We start from the raw sequence: 15,066 nt of genomic DNA on the forward strand, positions 1-15,066 counted from the left end.
ATGATAACACCTTACACTATATTACCCTATTTCCTGCCAAACTTCAATTAAAAATCCAGGTTTTTCGCCTATTTGCCCCAATATGTCGTGCTCATGGAACACCACTTTACTACCCATTGAGGAAGTTTTCTATAATTTTGTCCTAATTTGTATCCCAGATACTTGCATCCGCTCTTATATACGAGAACTGGTATCAGATATGGCTTCCTGCTCTTTAACAGATATCCCATGGTATTCTTTACCAGCCGGATCCCCTCGCTCTCTGAGCGAACCTGGGAAAACACCTCCGGGTTATCCGCCTGAGACACTGCCAAGTCGAAGTTCCTGTGAAACTGCTGCAGTCCCGAATAATTATGGGAATGAATCACCCTGGCCTCCGCCGCATAGGCGACCTTATACCCTGCCTGAACCATTCGGCCCGCCAGAATCATGTCTTCATTAAAAATCGTTCTCCTTGAAAACCCTCCCAGCGCTTCATATACGTCCCTGCGGTACGCCGCGCAAACGTTGGAACAGAAAAAAGTTTTGATCCCCAGTTCCGGGATGTCTTCTCTTCCCTTGATCCGGCTTTCCTCCGGATAGTTGAACTTCCTTGTATATCGCTCTATGAAATCACAATCGCCAGCCGGAAGCTGCCGTGCGTAGGATACCCCCACAAGTTCCTCCCCCAGCGGCTCGATCAGGTTCTCGATCAGCCTGGAATCTGCCGGCATGGCATCCTGGGTCATGAAAACCACGATCTTGGCATCTGACATGGAAAAGCCCAGGTTCCTGGTAGCCCCATGGTCAAAGTCCTCCTGATCAATATGCGAGACGATGACTCCCGGGATATGCTCGACATCCTCGGGAAAACGATCTGATCGTGTATTAATGACATAGATATGCCTGATGGGATAGTTCTGCTTTCCAAGCCTTTTCAACAGTTCTTCCAGCCTCCCATCCGGCCGGTAGGTTGGTATGACTACATCTACCCGCTCTGGATTATTCATCTTTTTGTTCATCCCTTTTCTTATTCTTATCGTATCCTACAAACCAGCACATCATTCCTGTAAGAATCAGCCAGAACCAAGTCGTAGGATTGCTGAACCAGGTGGTAAAAAATGCAAGCCCCAGATAGATCGCTATCTGCCCGTAGAACAGATAGGATACCGGGTTCTGGCTCTTCTTTACAACGCTCATTAAAACCTTCGCAACCGCTCCTATAATCACCGCAAATATAAATACGCCGACAATTCCAAAGTCATAATAGGCATCATAGAACATGGTCAGCGTGGTCAGTTCCTTCTTCGTCAGAAAAATGGGGAAAGACACCAGCTGAGGATAGAGAAACTTTAACCCGGTCAGCGCAAAAAACGGGAACAGCATCTTTAATCCATAGGTATGCTCCGTCAACTGTGCTACCATGCAGTTAAAATTCTCAAAGTTATTGGCCACATACATGTAGGGCTGGGTGATAAAGATGGGCATCTTGCTATATTTCATCTCGAATATGCTATTTAAGTATGTCACATCATGGTGGCGGAACACCGTCAGTATAATATATACAGGCACCAGCGCCACCAGAAGTATTACCATCGTCCGAAGCCGGATCCTTTTATTTACCATGATATATGTAACTACCGCAAATCCTACGGCAAACAGAAGCTGGAATCTGGATACGCATAAGAACGGCACTGCTACGGCCGTAAAGTTTGCCAGTACCAGTGCTGCTATTTTCTTCCATCCGATGTGTCTGCTCACTTTTAGGTACAGGATCGTGATGGCCGGTATCAGAATACAGCTGATGGTAAAATAGTGAACTCCTGATACATGGAAATATGAATAGGCATGAGGCTCGTCGGAGAATAGGGGGATAAATCCCACCTTAATCGCTTCGAAAACAAAACATGCGATCGAGACCGCCATCAGCCCTATAATGCAGAGGAATAGCCTTCCTGATTGGAATTCGTTCTTTTCCAGTTCCCGCTCTTCTACCTTTCCATACTTCCGTCCCCATTCATATCCGATGCCAAAACCAATATAGATCAGGAAGAAACTCAGCCAGGTAATATACTGCCAGTCACTCTGCAGCTTGCTCAGCTGCATGCAGGCGATTCCCTGTCCGCCAACCCAGGCCAAAGTAAAAAGCGCCCGAAGCTCGACCAGGCTTCCGGTCTCCCTTACCCAGTGGACATAAAGGTAGAGGGCCTCGCCCATCAGCAATATGCCTGACAGGTAATAAAGCCCTGCCAGGGAAGCAATATAACTGGCCAGAAACACCAGCATATATGTGCCATATTCCATTATAATGTTATTGCGCTCCCTCATTGCTTATGTCTCCTTCAAACGTGGTATTCATCGCATCCGTATCTTCCGTAACTCCGGTAAGATAGATGATGTCGTCATTAATCTGCGTTACCTTCTCCGATGGCTCGTAGGAATCCTCTTTAAACAGGTTCTGGTGAAGCTGCGTTACGTTATTGGCAAATCCGATCGGCACGACATAAGAGCCTTCATGATTCCTTACGTCCTCCCTGGTGGTTACCTGATAAGGGAATCCACCGGTCTGCACGATATTATAATTCAAAGCGTTGGCTGCAAATCCCAGCAGATCCTGGGTGGAAAAACTGGTAGAGATCATCGGGAAGATCTCATCGATCATCTTGTTCAATGTCAGCAGGTTCGCCTTCTTAGCCTTTTCCGCCGTCTTCTCCAGAACGATTCGCTGGCGCTCCGTCCGCTTAAAGTCCATGCCCTCGGTATACCGGATTCTGGCGTAGGCCACTGCGTGCACGCCGTCCACCTTCTGGGTTCCATCTTTTACTTCGATATCCTCCCAGTCCTTTCCAGCCACTTCCGCAGTCTCCACCGCATACTTGTTGCACCAGTCGGCCTCTTCCGCGGTCATATCCAGTTCCAGGCCGCCAAGCAGGTCGATGGTATTTACCAGCGCGGTAAAGTTCACGCTGACATAATTGTGGATGTCCAGGTCGAAATTCCGGTTCAGAAGACTGATCGCCTCTTCCGGGCCGCCCCGGTTATACGCCGAGTTGGCCTTCTCATATGTTCCGTCTTTCTGCTGAAGCAAGGTATCCCGGTAGATGGAGGTCAATGTCACATCGCTCGTATCATTGTTGATGCTTGCAATCATAATACAGTCGCTCTGTACCCCGCCGTCCAGTTCATCGTTTCTGGAATCCAGGCCGAACAGGGCGATATTCGTATACGGCCCGGTATCTTTATACGCCTCCAGGTTCTTGTCATTCAGGATATTAAAATCCAGCTTATCCAGTTTGAATATTCCGTAGGCCGTCACGCATAAGGCCGCCAGGATCAGCACCTCTGTAACCAGAAGGGCGATTCTCTTCCTGCGCCTCTTGCGCATTAATTTCTGTCTCTCTGCACGTGTCATTCTGTTCTTCATGCGCTTCTTTTTACTCATACGTATCTCCCTTGCGGATTAATATGCGTTCTTGTTCACAAATCCCTTGAAAAATGTCAGAAATAAAATCTTAAAATCGAACCCCAACGTCCAGTTCTCAATATAGTACAGGTCATGCTCGATCCGTTTCCGAATTGACGTATCCCCCCGAAAACCATTGACCTGGGCCCATCCTGTCAGCCCCGGACGTACCTGGTGCTTCACCATATATCTGGGAATCTCTTCCCTGAATTTCTCCACAAACTGCGGACGCTCCGGTCTTGGCCCCACCAGGCTCATATCCCCTTTGAGCACGTTGAACAGTTGAGGAAGTTCATCTATACTCGTCTTGCGGATAAATTTTCCTATGGGCGTCACCCTGGGATCATTCTGCACCGTCCATTTTGCCTTCTCCGACGCCGCATCCTGCACTACCATGGAGCGGAACTTATACATAGGAAAAGGCTTATTCTGAAGGCCAATGCGCTCCTGTTTAAATATCAGAGGTCCAGGCGAAGTTGCCTTGATGATCACAGACACCACAGCCATAACCGGCGAAAATAGAATCAGCGCCACAATGGCACCAAATAAGTCCACGCAGCGCTTGGTAAACGCATTCAGCGCGTTGCTAAGCGGCACATGGCGGATATTGATGACCGGAAGGCCAAGAAGGTCTTCCGTATAAGGCTTGGTCGGTATAATATTGTTATAATCCGGGATGAACTTGGTATGCACGCCGGACTTCTCGCACATGCTTACGATATGCTCCAGCTTATGATATTCTGCCAGCCCCAGGGTAATGGCAATCTCGTCCAGCTTGTTCTCCGGCAGAATGATGGTCAGGTTTTCCACCCTTCCAAGCACCTTAATCCCCCGGTACTCCGTGCCTCTAGGCTTATTGTCCGCCAGAATTCCCCTGACGATATATCCCCATTCCGGATTAGACAGGATCCTGTCGATATACTGTTCGGCGGCACGGCTGTAGCCAATCAAAAGGATATGCTTCTGGTTGTACCCTTTCTTTCGCATATTCCGCAAACCTTCGCGGATAATATTGCGCACCGTCACCTCAGAAAAGACATTTACGCAGAAAAACACGAAAAACATCGTTCTGGAAAAATCAGACTGCTTCGTCAAATACAGAAACAGGATATACGCCATCAGGCCGATGGTATTAGCCTGAACGATATGCCAGGCTTCATAACGCCTGCCCTGTACCCGCTTCGGCGTATATAACTGAAAGGCATAGTACAGGATCAGATATCCCGGCACGATAATAAGCAACGCCTTCATGTACTCCTGCAAAGATAAGAACCAGGGATCCAGTTCAAAGATGCCGCTCTTGAACCTGAGGTACCACGCCGCTGTATATGAGAATATAATTACCAGCGCATCTATCACTACATGAAGTCTATTTAACAATTTCTGATTGTCCTTAATCACTTTTCTCCACCCGATTTTCACTAGATATTGTGGCCGCGCAGATGTCAATTCCACATCCGCTACTGGTCATTACACTTTATAATACAATAATTTGCCAGAATCGACAACCCGTTGCAGTACACTTTTTCTTAACATTTCTTTAATATCTCTGAAACATTTACCGGTTTCCGGAAAGAATCTTCCATATTCCCGGCGTATATCTCGCCATAAAGCGACTTGTATAATAGCAGAATACGACGACCACGACAGGCAGGACCACAAAGAGAAGCATGCCGATATACATGCTGTCTCCTGCCATTTTATGGACGACTTTGTTGCCAAACTGGATGATCATGAAATGCACCGCATAGATGTAAAAGGTATTCCCCATCCATTCTCTTGCCTGCGGCAGTCGGATCAGGCATAGCAGATACCAGATCAGCATGGCTCCGCTCAAATAATACAGCAAGGTCCAGTAAAGGCTCGGATGCTGCTGGAGCATGATAAAAGAAAGGACAGAGCAGATGCAAAGAACTGCCGCGATCGCCTTTTGATGCAGCCCCTCTTCGATCGTCTGCCTCCAATGCCTTCCGATATAGGCTCCTGCCATATAGATAAACAGCCAGTTCGCCATGGCAGACACCGTACCGCTGTAAGCATCCAGACATTGGCTGGACGCAACGAAGTATAAGATTATGATTCCCGCCAGTCCGGTCCATCTATTCCGAATGATCAGATAAATCAATGGACATATGTAGATAAATACGATCAGAAACTGTAGAAACCAGAATACTGGATTATACGTATAAAACAAGAGGGCCTCCAGAATCTCTCGAAGATTCAAAGTAATCGCCTCATTTCCGAATATGCCGCTTAACACCGGAACCTTCGTCAGGACGTAATGTAAAAGGAAGTACAGCAGATTCCATACCCCAAAAGGAATCACGGTGCTGAAAAAACGGCTTTTCCACTTTGCCCCCAGTTTGTCCATCGTAAAATTCCGGTAGAACAGATATCCGGAGCAAAGGAAGAAGCCCGCGATAGCCAGTCTGGCAAATTTCTCCACCACAATGTATTCTATTGTATTTAGCATTTCCACGCGCTCCAGAAATATCCCTGAGTTCTCTGCATGAATCAAAATCACCAGGATACACAGTATAAAGTTATAATATTTGATACGATTGCTGAATTCCTGCTTCATATTTACTCCTATAAAAAGACATTCCTTTACAATACCGTAAGTTAATATAGCATATATCCTGAAATTTTGCTATAATAATGCAGTAATTGAAATTAAGGAATCGGAGTATGTATATGAAAGTAACGATCGTAATACCGAATTATAATGGCAAGCACTTCATGGAACCTTGCCTGGCTTCTCTGGAAAGGCAGACATGCCATGATTTTAAGATACTTGTGGTAGACAATGCCTCTACCGACGGGAGCCTGGAATATATGAAGGAGAATTATCCGGATATCGAAGTGATCGCCTTAGATAAGAACTATGGCTTCAGCAAAGCGGTCAATGTCGGCATCCGCCACTCCCGGACGCCCTACGTAATCTTGTTGAACAATGATACTACCGTAGATCCTCATTATGTTGAAGAAATGGTAGGCGCTATTGAACGCTCCCCCAGAATCTTCTCGGTCAGCAGCAAGATGATCCAGATGTATCACCCGGAACTCATCGACAGCGCCGGAGACCTGTATACAGTGATCGGCTGGGGTATCTGCCGTGGCACTGGAAGGCCTGTGGCCAATTATACCAAGGCAGATGAGATATTTACCGCCTGCGCCGGCGCGGCAATCTACCGCCGTTCGGCTTTTGAAAAGATCGGATATTTTGATGAGAGCCATTTTGCCTATCTGGAAGATATCGATGTGGGCTACCGCGCCAAGATCTATGGCTATAAAAACATGTATTGCCCGACCGCGCTGGTCTACCATGTGGGAAGCGGAACAAGCGGCTCTAAGTATAATTCCTTCAAGGTAAAACTGTCCGCCCGCAACAGCGTGTATCTGAATTATAAGAACATGCCGCTGCTTCAGCTGATCCTGAATCTTATCCCGCTGGTATTGGGATATCTGGTAAAATATGCGTTCTTTCTGAAAAAAGGTTGGGGAAAGGATTATAAAGAAGGCGTAACGGAAGGCCTGAAGACGATGAAGGCTCAGAAAAAAGTTCCCTTCCGCCTGAAGCACCTGCCCAATTATCTGATGATTGAAATTGAATTAATCGTGCATACCTTTTCCTATGCGAAGGATTGGCTTACACGGAAACTTTTGAAACGATGACAAAAACACCACCAGACTTTAAATAGTCTGATGGTGTTCTTTCATTTTAGAAATGAAACGTATCTTTCACTCCTACCCAAAGCTGGTCCTTATCGCTTAAGTTCAAAGCCGTGCCATCCTCCAGATGGTATCCTTCTGCGGAAGCACTTCCTTGATATTCGCCCACTAACTGTGGCCACTTGATTCCAATCTCAGGATCGTTCCACGCAAGTCCGCCTTCATCTCCAGGATGGTAGAAATCCGTACACTTGTAGCAAAATTCTGCGATCTCGCTTAATACCAGGAATCCATGGGCAAAGCCCTCCGGTATATAGAACTGCTTTTTATTCTCTTCTGTCAGTTCGATGCCGAACCATTTTCCATAAGTCTCGCTATTGCTTCGCAGGTCAACCGCGACATCGAATACCGACCCTTTTATCGCCCTTACCAGTTTCCCCTGGGGGAATTCCTTCTGGAAGTGCAGCCCGCGAAGGACCCCTTTTGTGGAGCAGGACTGGTTATCCTGGACAAAATTCATGGTAAGTCCTGCCTCTTCCATGTCCCTCTGATTATAGGTCTCCATAAAATATCCTCTGGAATCCCCGTGAACAGCAGGCTCGATGACGCAAAGCCCTTCGATTCCGCCTACGTTCTTCTCAACTTTTATCTGTCCCATGTCAATCGATCTCCTTAAAATTCAATTTCTTTCAGATATCTATTCAAGGCATCCTGCCATGTAGGAAGCGGGGTAAATCCGTTTTCCGGCAGCTTGCTCTTATCCAGCCTGCTGTTAAATGGCCTTGCCGCCTTAGATGCGCCATATTCCTGCGTTGTCACTGGAATGACGTTCACCTTGTCTTCCGAATATTCCTCATGTCCAAGTTCCACTGCCTGACGGAAGATCTCTTTGGTAAAATCATACCAGCTGATATATCCGCCTTCATTGGTAGCATGATAATATCCATACTTGTCGGTCTCAATCATATCCACCAGAAGCCTCGCCAAGTCAAAAGTATATGTGGGCGTTCCGATCTGATCATTGACAACCGTGATCTTGTCATGCGTCTTTGCGATATTCAGCATCGTCTTGATGAAATTCTTACCGTTCTTTCCAAATACCCAGGCAATCCGCACGATAAAATATTTGGACAATGTCTCTGATACCGCCAGTTCCCCGGCAAGCTTCGTCTCGCCATATACATTCAGCGGCTTATAATCCTTGCAATCCGGCTGCCAGGCTTCGGTTCCCTGGCCGTCGAATACATAGTCGGTACTGAGATATACCATCTTGCAATCCAGTTCTTTGCAGATATCCGCGATATTCTTTGTTCCAGTCGCGTTCACCGCATATACGATCTCTTTCTTATCCTCGTCTTCCGCCAGGTCTACGGCTGTCCATGCCGCACAATGTACAACCACATCCGGCGCTGCGTCTGCAAGCACTTTCCTGACTGAGTCTTCATCCGTGATGTCCATCTGGACATACGGCATGCTTACCACTGCCGTCCCGTCCTGGATGCCGCTGTAGGTTTCCTTGATATCGGAACCAATTCCTTCATACCCACGCCTTGCCAGTTCGTTCATTACGTCGTGGCCCAACTGTCCTGCTACTCCTGTCACTAAAGCCTTCATTATTTCATCCCCTCTCGGCTGCCATACATCTCGTCATAATAATTCTGATATTCTCCGGAGATGATCGTCTCCCACCATTCCTTATTATCCAGATACCATTTAATCGTTTTCTTGATTCCATCTGCAAACTTCGTCTCCGGAAGCCATCCCAATTCGCTGTGGATCTTGGTCGGGTCGATGGCATAACGCATGTCGTGGCCCTTGCGGTCCTCTACATAAGTAATCAGGCTCTCCGGCTTTCCTAATTCTTTACAGATAATCTTGACAATATCGATATTCGTCATCTCGTTGTGTCCGCCGATATTGTAGACTTCGCCTACACGGCCATTGTGGATGATCAGGTCGATCGCCTTGCAGTGATCCTCTACATACAGCCAGTCACGGACATTTTCGCCCTTTCCGTATACCGGAAGCGGCTTGTCATTCAGCGCATTGGCAATCATCAGCGGAATAAGCTTCTCCGGGAAATGATATGGTCCATAGTTGTTGGAACATCTGCTGATCGTCACCGGAAGTCCATAAGTCCTATGGTAAGCCAGCACTAGCAAGTCTGCTGCCGCCTTGGAAGAACTGTATGGGCTGCTGGTGTGAATCGGAGTCTCTTCTGTGAAGAATAAGTCCGGCCGGTCCAGCGGAAGATCGCCGTATACTTCATCTGTAGAAACCTGATGATAACGCTTGATTCCATATTTTCTGCAGGCATCCATCAAAACTGCGGTACCCTTGATGTTGGTATCCAGGAAGACCTCCGGATTCTCGATGGAACGGTCAACATGGCTCTCTGCCGCAAAGTTGACGATGATATCCGGGTGCTCCTCTTCAAATAATTTGTAGACCGCCTCACGGTCTGTGATGCTCTCCTTCACGAAACGGAAATTCGGGTTCTCCATCACCGGCGCCAGCGTTGACAGATTGCCCGCATAGGTCAGGCAGTCCAGGCACACGATGCGGTAATCCGGGTATTTATCCAGCATGTGAAATATAAAGTTGCTTCCAATGAATCCGGCTCCGCCGGTTACAATAATCGTCATAATCTCTAATCTCCTTTTGTCTCTTTTCATTTTGTCTAGTATAGTCCGTCTACGAATTTTCCGTCCAGTACGTCCTTCAGGTACTGGCCGTACTGATTCTTCTTAAGCACTTCGTACACATCCAATACATCCTTTTCCGTGATCCAGCCATTCAGATAAGCGATCTCTTCCAGACATGCGATCTTACGGTGCTGATGAGATTCTACCGTCTTAACAAAATTGGTTGCTTCCACCAGGCTCTCATGCGTCCCGGTATCCAGCCAGGTAAATCCCTGCCCAAGCAGTTCCACATTCAGCTTGCCCTCTTCCAGATACACGCGGTTCAGATCGGTAATCTCCAACTCCCCGCGGGCGCTTGGCTTCAGATTCTTTGCATATTCCACAACCTTGTTGTCATAGAAATATAATCCGGTCACACAGTAATTGCTCTTTGGCTTCTCCGGCTTTTCTTCTATGGATTTGGCTTTTCCCTCATGATCGAATTCTACAATTCCGAAGCGTTCCGGGTCATCCACATAATAGCCGAATACGGTCGCTCCTCTTCCGGAATCTGCGTTCTCCACAGCGGCTTTCAGACGCTTCTTTAAGCCATGGCCGGCAAAAATATTATCTCCCAGAACCATCGCTACCGGCTCGTCGCCGATAAACTCTTCTCCGATGATAAAGGCCTGTGCCAGTCCGTCAGGACTTGGCTGCACTTCATAGGAAAGATTCACTCCAAACTGCTGCCCGTCTCCCAGCAGTTCCTTAAAGCGAGGCGTATCCTGGGGCGTAGAGATGATTAAAATGTCCCGGATGCCTGCGTTCATAAGTACGGACATCGGATAATAAATCATTGGCTTGTCATAAATCGGCAATAACTGCTTGGATGTCACCATGGTCAGAGGATAAAGGCGCGTGCCGGAACCTCCCGCTAAAATAATTCCTTTCATGTGGAACCTCCTTAGTATCTTTTATAAGATTAGTATTCTCTTTCAGTCATATTTCATTAGCATAATTGCATTATAAAAGGTGACCCAAGGTCACCTTCAAGTACTTTTTTTCAATTTCACTAAATTTGTCTATTTTTCACAAATAAATATCCCTGCATCCTTGGTAATATAGAAGCCTCCGTCCGTCTTCTTTTTTACGTAAGAACGGAATTCATTGTAGTGATCCAGAATATACTGGCTTTGATTGCCATGGCAGGAAAGGACATAAGAGATCAGCGGTTCCGGATCAGGAACAACCAGGGAATCCTGATAAGACATCCACTCTACCTTGCAAAAATCCTGTCCAAGGATATTCCCGCCATTTTCGCGGCCAAACCTCTCATACAACTTATCCGCGGACAACACGATTCTTTCATCAAATCCCTGCACGAGCCGGCTGACTTCCATCATGTGCCTGCACCCATATGTGCTGCAGACGAATCTTCCGTCCCGTTTGAGCACTCTTTTGACTTCTCTGGCAACTTTCGGGATATCTTCGCAATAAAACAGCACATGATTGGCAATTACCAGATCAAAGTCCCCTTCTTCATAAGGGATCCTATGGCAGTCGAAGACATGGAATTCAAATCTCTTATCCTCCGCTCCAATGGCGCGCCTTGCATCCCGCAACATTCCCTCTGAAATGTCAGACAGCACGATGTGAATATCTTCCGGAAGGACTGAACGTCTGTCCTTCCAAAGCGTTCCGTCCCCACATCCAATTTCCAAAATGCGCATTCCTGGTCGGATCTTCAACTGTTCGTAGATCCATGGAAACCATCCCTGCTCATTCTGCGAATACAGGCTGTGAAGATTGATACGAGCGGAGATATTAGATGCATTCTGATACTGGTTTTTCAGACTCTTCTCCATGCCTGTCAGGTGAATCAGATTCAGCATCTGGCTCCAGTCAATCGTATGCTCTGCCTGGATCGCATCGGCAGTATCCTGAATAGCCTTCTCCACCAACTGCATCTGCTCTATCCGGTCCTGAACCAGTTTCAACTGGATATTCAAGGAATTCAGCATAAAATGATAGTCGGAATCCGCAATCGTCATCTCCCGGATATCGTCCAGGGAGAATCCCAGGTATTTCAGCAGCAGGATCTGCTGGAGACGGGCAAAGTCCTCATCCGTATAAAATCTTGCCCCCGCATCCGTTACATACGAGGGCTTTAGAATATTCTGTTTGTCATAGTAGCGAATTGTCCGCAGGGTTACGTGGGCCATGCGGGCGAATTCGCCGGAGGAATAGTAGCCTGGTTTTTTCATTTTATTTATGTCTCTCTTTTACTCAAACGCCGTCAGGTAGCCTGGGTACTCTGCATGACCGGTGGTGAGAGTTTGTCCTTCTACAGTTATTTTAATCTGCTCACAGTTATAGGCATTAAGGAACGTATTGCATACGCTGCCAATAGCAAAGTACTCTCCCGTTGAACCCATGTTAGTTACAAAGGTCGAAAATGCAGGGTTGAAGTCTATCTCTACACTTGGCTTATTGTCTACCGTAACCGTATTAAATGCCAGTATCTGGACATCTGCTGCCACAGCACCTTTCGAAATAAGAGCATTCAGTACCGCTTCTGGAGTTAGTGCATCAATTTGAACTTCTTCGGAGACGAAGGCTGTTGCATCATCATTACTAAAATAGATATTTAATATTGACTTATCTGTCTCCTGCGTCTGCTCTTGTTTCAATTCTTCATCTTCTTTCTGTTTTTGGTTCTTATCATTCTTTTTATCCTTATTCCCTTCTTCAGACTTATATAAGTCTTGCTTTTCTGTCTGCTCAATTACTTCAGAACTATTTCTATTACAAGCAGTCATATTCATAACTAATAAAAAAAATAATACAGCCAATCTAATTCTTCTAGACTTATTCATACCTTCATTTTCACTTTCTTTGAATATAGTACCCAATAGACTTGCTTACAATCAACTTAAGAAAATTTATCCTACAATTATTAAAACTAAAAACATGACACCTAATTTAATATTTCATCAAATTCTATATTTCCTTCTATTCTAATAGTTTGTATATTTTTAATTTGTTGTGGTGATATGGATAAAAGAAATATAGGGTCTTTAGTGTCAAATCTTATTTTTCCTTGCATTTTTTTACCGTTCTCAGCTATAATTGGTATCTCTATTTCATCGGCAAAACAAACACAATACTTAAAAGAACAGGTATAGCCCTCTTCTGGATCATATCGAAGTGCCTTTATATTTTCCTTTGGTAAAGTATTCAATTCAACCTCCACCCAAAAACTTGTTTTATCTTCAAACATAGTATAGACTATTTGGCTCTGCTCTTCATTAAAACCTCTACCAGTATCATAATAGATTTTTCCCATCATAGGGATTCTCACCCATTTCTCCGAAAATTTGGATAATTCATACAAATATTTATTTGGATAATGTTTATGCATATAACGTATCCTTTGCGTAATGGTGCTTTCTTTCCCCTTTTCTATTCTTCTTTCTCTATTACCATTCCATACGCTTTGGTTATGCACTCGATAAACACTTATTGGCTCCTTTAAAGAGTATATATTTCCTTGCTGCGAGATTAACAAATTCACAAACCAATCATCTACATACGGCTGATCCAAAAAATCTATTGGAATCTGTTTTAAAGAAACTATGCGATACATATTTGACGAAAAATTTCCAGTATAGTTATCTTCTGCCTGCATTTCAGAAGTAATATACGGGCTACAATGGATTTTTTCAGGATATTGGCGAACAATAAAAAAATTATCTTCCTGATTATACATTAACAAATAATTGTTCGTTAATGAAATGGCTTCATCTACTTCCATTGGTTCTATATGCTTTTGTATCCAAAATGGGCTAGCCCAATAATCATCTCCTTCTAGAATACAGCCATAATCTGCCTCTGAATTCATCAGCAATCGGAGTATACGTTTCGTATTTTCAGGCATCCCTTGATTATCTTTATTAGAATAATCTTTTATTGACCATCCATTTGGTAATCCCCTTCTGTCAATAATTGACTTAATAATTTTTATAGTTCCATCATCAGAGGCGTCATCACATATTAAAATTTCTACTTTTGCCTTACATTTTTGAGCCAAAAGATGTTCTATACATTCTTTTATATACAATTCTTGATTATAGCATGATAGAGCTACACATACTTTTTTCATTTTAGTTGCCTTTCTTTTTATATTTTAATCGTTTTATAATCATACAAATTTTTTCAACATCCTCCATTTTTAAGTCTGCATATAGTGGCAACGTCAATATTTGTTTGGAAACATGTTCAGCAATTGGTGTATTACCTAAATATCTTCCTTTATAACATTCAAACTGACTTGTCAAAGGGTAAAAATACTTTCTAGCAAAAATCCCTTCATTTTTTAACTCCTCTAGAACTATGTCTCGTCCTACACCAAATATTTCTTCATCAAATCTTACTGGAAAATATGAATAATTTTCTTTCACATTAATTTGTTTTTTACAAAATACTATTCCTGGAATCCCATTTAATAATTCAAGATATTTCCTAACTACCCTTTTTCTTTTTTTTATCTCTTGATCAATATAGCGAAGATTACAAATTCCCATTGCTGCCTGGAATTCATTCATTTTCGCGTTAGTTCCAACCCAATCAACAATCTCAGGTCCCCTAATTCCAAAATTTTTTAATCTATACAAGTTTAGACCCAATTCTTTATCTGTATAAGCCACTGCACCTCCTTCAATTGTATTGAAGACCTTTGTTGCATGAAAACTAAAAATAGATGCATCTCCATACTGCCCTATCCCCTTCCCCTTATAGGCCTCCCCAAAGGCGTGAGCTGAGTCATAGATTACTTTCAGATTATATTTTTGAGCAATTTTTTCTATTTCTTCAACTTCACAAATATTTCCATAAACATGCACAGGGATTATTGCAGATGTTTTATCAGTAATTAACTCTTCAATTTTATTAACGTCAATTGTATAATCAATCGGATTTATATCACAGAACACTGGAGTCAATCCATTTCTTACAATAGCATGTGTGGTAGAAGCAAAGGTAAAAGGTGTGGTAATAACCTCCCCTGATAAATTCATCGCCTGTATAGTCAATTCTAATGCCATATGCCCATTAGAGAACAGAGAAAGTTCCTGGACCTCTAGATACTCTTTTAATTTACCTTCTAATTCTTTATGCTTTTCCCCCATATTGGTTAACCAATGATTATCCCACAATCCCTTAATTTCTTCTATATATTCATCTATCGGTGGCATTGAAGACCTTGTTACAAGTATTTTATTATTCTTTTTTCTTTCATCCATGTTTTCTAACCTCTTCAAATTGTTTCCT

Annotated in this window: 14 protein-coding genes; 1 reads left to right on the top strand and 13 read right to left on the bottom strand. The window is 44.2% G+C overall.

Translation table 11 applies throughout. The features are described 5' to 3' along the window. Window positions 1-68: 68 nt before the first annotated feature. From K0036_RS12500 to K0036_RS12520, 5 genes are all read right to left on the bottom strand, one after another. Complete coding sequence (locus K0036_RS12500) at window positions 69-989, bottom strand: glycosyltransferase family 2 protein (RefSeq protein ID WP_220429862.1); 921 nt, start codon at window positions 987-989, stop codon at window positions 69-71. Continuing rightward, the gene (locus K0036_RS12505) at window positions 982-2,307 is read right to left on the bottom strand and encodes an O-antigen polymerase (protein ID WP_220429863.1); all 1,326 of its coding nucleotides are present in this window, start codon (window positions 2,305-2,307) and stop codon (window positions 982-984) included. Before K0036_RS12505 ends, K0036_RS12500 begins: the two co-directional genes overlap by 8 nt. Then, entirely contained in the window at window positions 2,291-3,421 is a 1,131-nt protein-coding gene (locus K0036_RS12510; RefSeq protein ID WP_220429864.1) for an LCP family protein, read from the bottom strand. The genes K0036_RS12505 and K0036_RS12510 overlap by 17 nt, the downstream gene beginning before the upstream one ends. A gap of 18 nt (window positions 3,422-3,439) precedes the next feature. Continuing rightward, a complete protein-coding gene (locus K0036_RS12515) occupies window positions 3,440-4,843 on the bottom strand; it encodes an undecaprenyl-phosphate glucose phosphotransferase (protein WP_220429865.1) in 1,404 nt (467 codons plus the stop codon). Window positions 4,844-5,000: 157 nt separating this feature from the next. Next, a complete protein-coding gene (locus K0036_RS12520) occupies window positions 5,001-6,023 on the bottom strand; it encodes an acyltransferase family protein (RefSeq protein ID WP_220429866.1) in 1,023 nt (340 codons plus the stop codon). A 113-nt stretch (window positions 6,024-6,136) separates the two neighbouring features. Here K0036_RS12520 and K0036_RS12525 point away from each other — a divergent pair, with 113 nt between their 5' ends. Continuing rightward, window positions 6,137-7,117 carry a glycosyltransferase family 2 protein gene (locus K0036_RS12525; RefSeq protein WP_220431313.1) on the top strand — a complete coding sequence of 327 codons (981 nt, stop codon included), beginning with the start codon at window positions 6,137-6,139 and terminating at the stop codon, window positions 7,115-7,117. 46 nt (window positions 7,118-7,163) lie between these two features. Here the strand turns inward: K0036_RS12525 and rfbC are convergent, their stop codons facing one another. The 8 genes from rfbC to K0036_RS12565 all read right to left on the bottom strand — a co-directional run bounded on the left by rfbC (window position 7,164) and on the right by K0036_RS12565 (window position 15,038). Beyond that, entirely contained in the window at window positions 7,164-7,772 is a 609-nt protein-coding gene (gene rfbC / locus K0036_RS12530; RefSeq protein WP_025643000.1) for a dTDP-4-dehydrorhamnose 3,5-epimerase, read from the bottom strand. 14 nt (window positions 7,773-7,786) lie between these two features. Next, window positions 7,787-8,728, bottom strand: coding sequence for a dTDP-4-dehydrorhamnose reductase (rfbD, locus tag K0036_RS12535; protein ID WP_220429867.1), 942 nt, complete (start codon window positions 8,726-8,728; stop codon window positions 7,787-7,789). Continuing rightward, a complete protein-coding gene (gene rfbB / locus K0036_RS12540) occupies window positions 8,728-9,759 on the bottom strand; it encodes a dTDP-glucose 4,6-dehydratase (RefSeq protein WP_009248668.1) in 1,032 nt (343 codons plus the stop codon). Before rfbB ends, rfbD begins: the two co-directional genes overlap by 1 nt. Window positions 9,760-9,794: 35 nt before the next feature. Beyond that, the gene (gene rfbA, locus K0036_RS12545) at window positions 9,795-10,691 is read right to left on the bottom strand and encodes a glucose-1-phosphate thymidylyltransferase RfbA (protein ID WP_025642998.1); all 897 of its coding nucleotides are present in this window, start codon (window positions 10,689-10,691) and stop codon (window positions 9,795-9,797) included. Window positions 10,692-10,820: 129 nt separating this feature from the next. Continuing rightward, window positions 10,821-12,002 (bottom strand): MerR family transcriptional regulator, encoded by a 1,182-nt coding sequence (locus tag K0036_RS12550; RefSeq protein WP_220429868.1) that lies wholly within the window; start codon window positions 12,000-12,002, stop codon window positions 10,821-10,823. An 18-nt stretch (window positions 12,003-12,020) separates the two neighbouring features. Next, on the bottom strand, window positions 12,021-12,590 hold the full coding sequence (locus K0036_RS12555; RefSeq protein ID WP_259283295.1) for a GerMN domain-containing protein: 570 nt from the start codon (window positions 12,588-12,590) through the stop codon (window positions 12,021-12,023). 125 nt (window positions 12,591-12,715) lie between these two features. Further along, entirely contained in the window at window positions 12,716-13,900 is a 1,185-nt protein-coding gene (locus K0036_RS12560) for a glycosyltransferase (protein WP_220429870.1), read from the bottom strand. A gap of 1 nt (window position 13,901) precedes the next feature. Next, on the bottom strand, window positions 13,902-15,038 hold the full coding sequence (locus K0036_RS12565) for a DegT/DnrJ/EryC1/StrS family aminotransferase (protein WP_220429871.1): 1,137 nt from the start codon (window positions 15,036-15,038) through the stop codon (window positions 13,902-13,904). Between the last annotated feature and the right edge of the window lie 28 nt (window positions 15,039-15,066).

It is taken from the genome of [Clostridium] scindens (genome assembly GCF_019597925.1).
GTDB lineage: Bacteria > Bacillota > Clostridia > Lachnospirales > Lachnospiraceae > Clostridium_AP.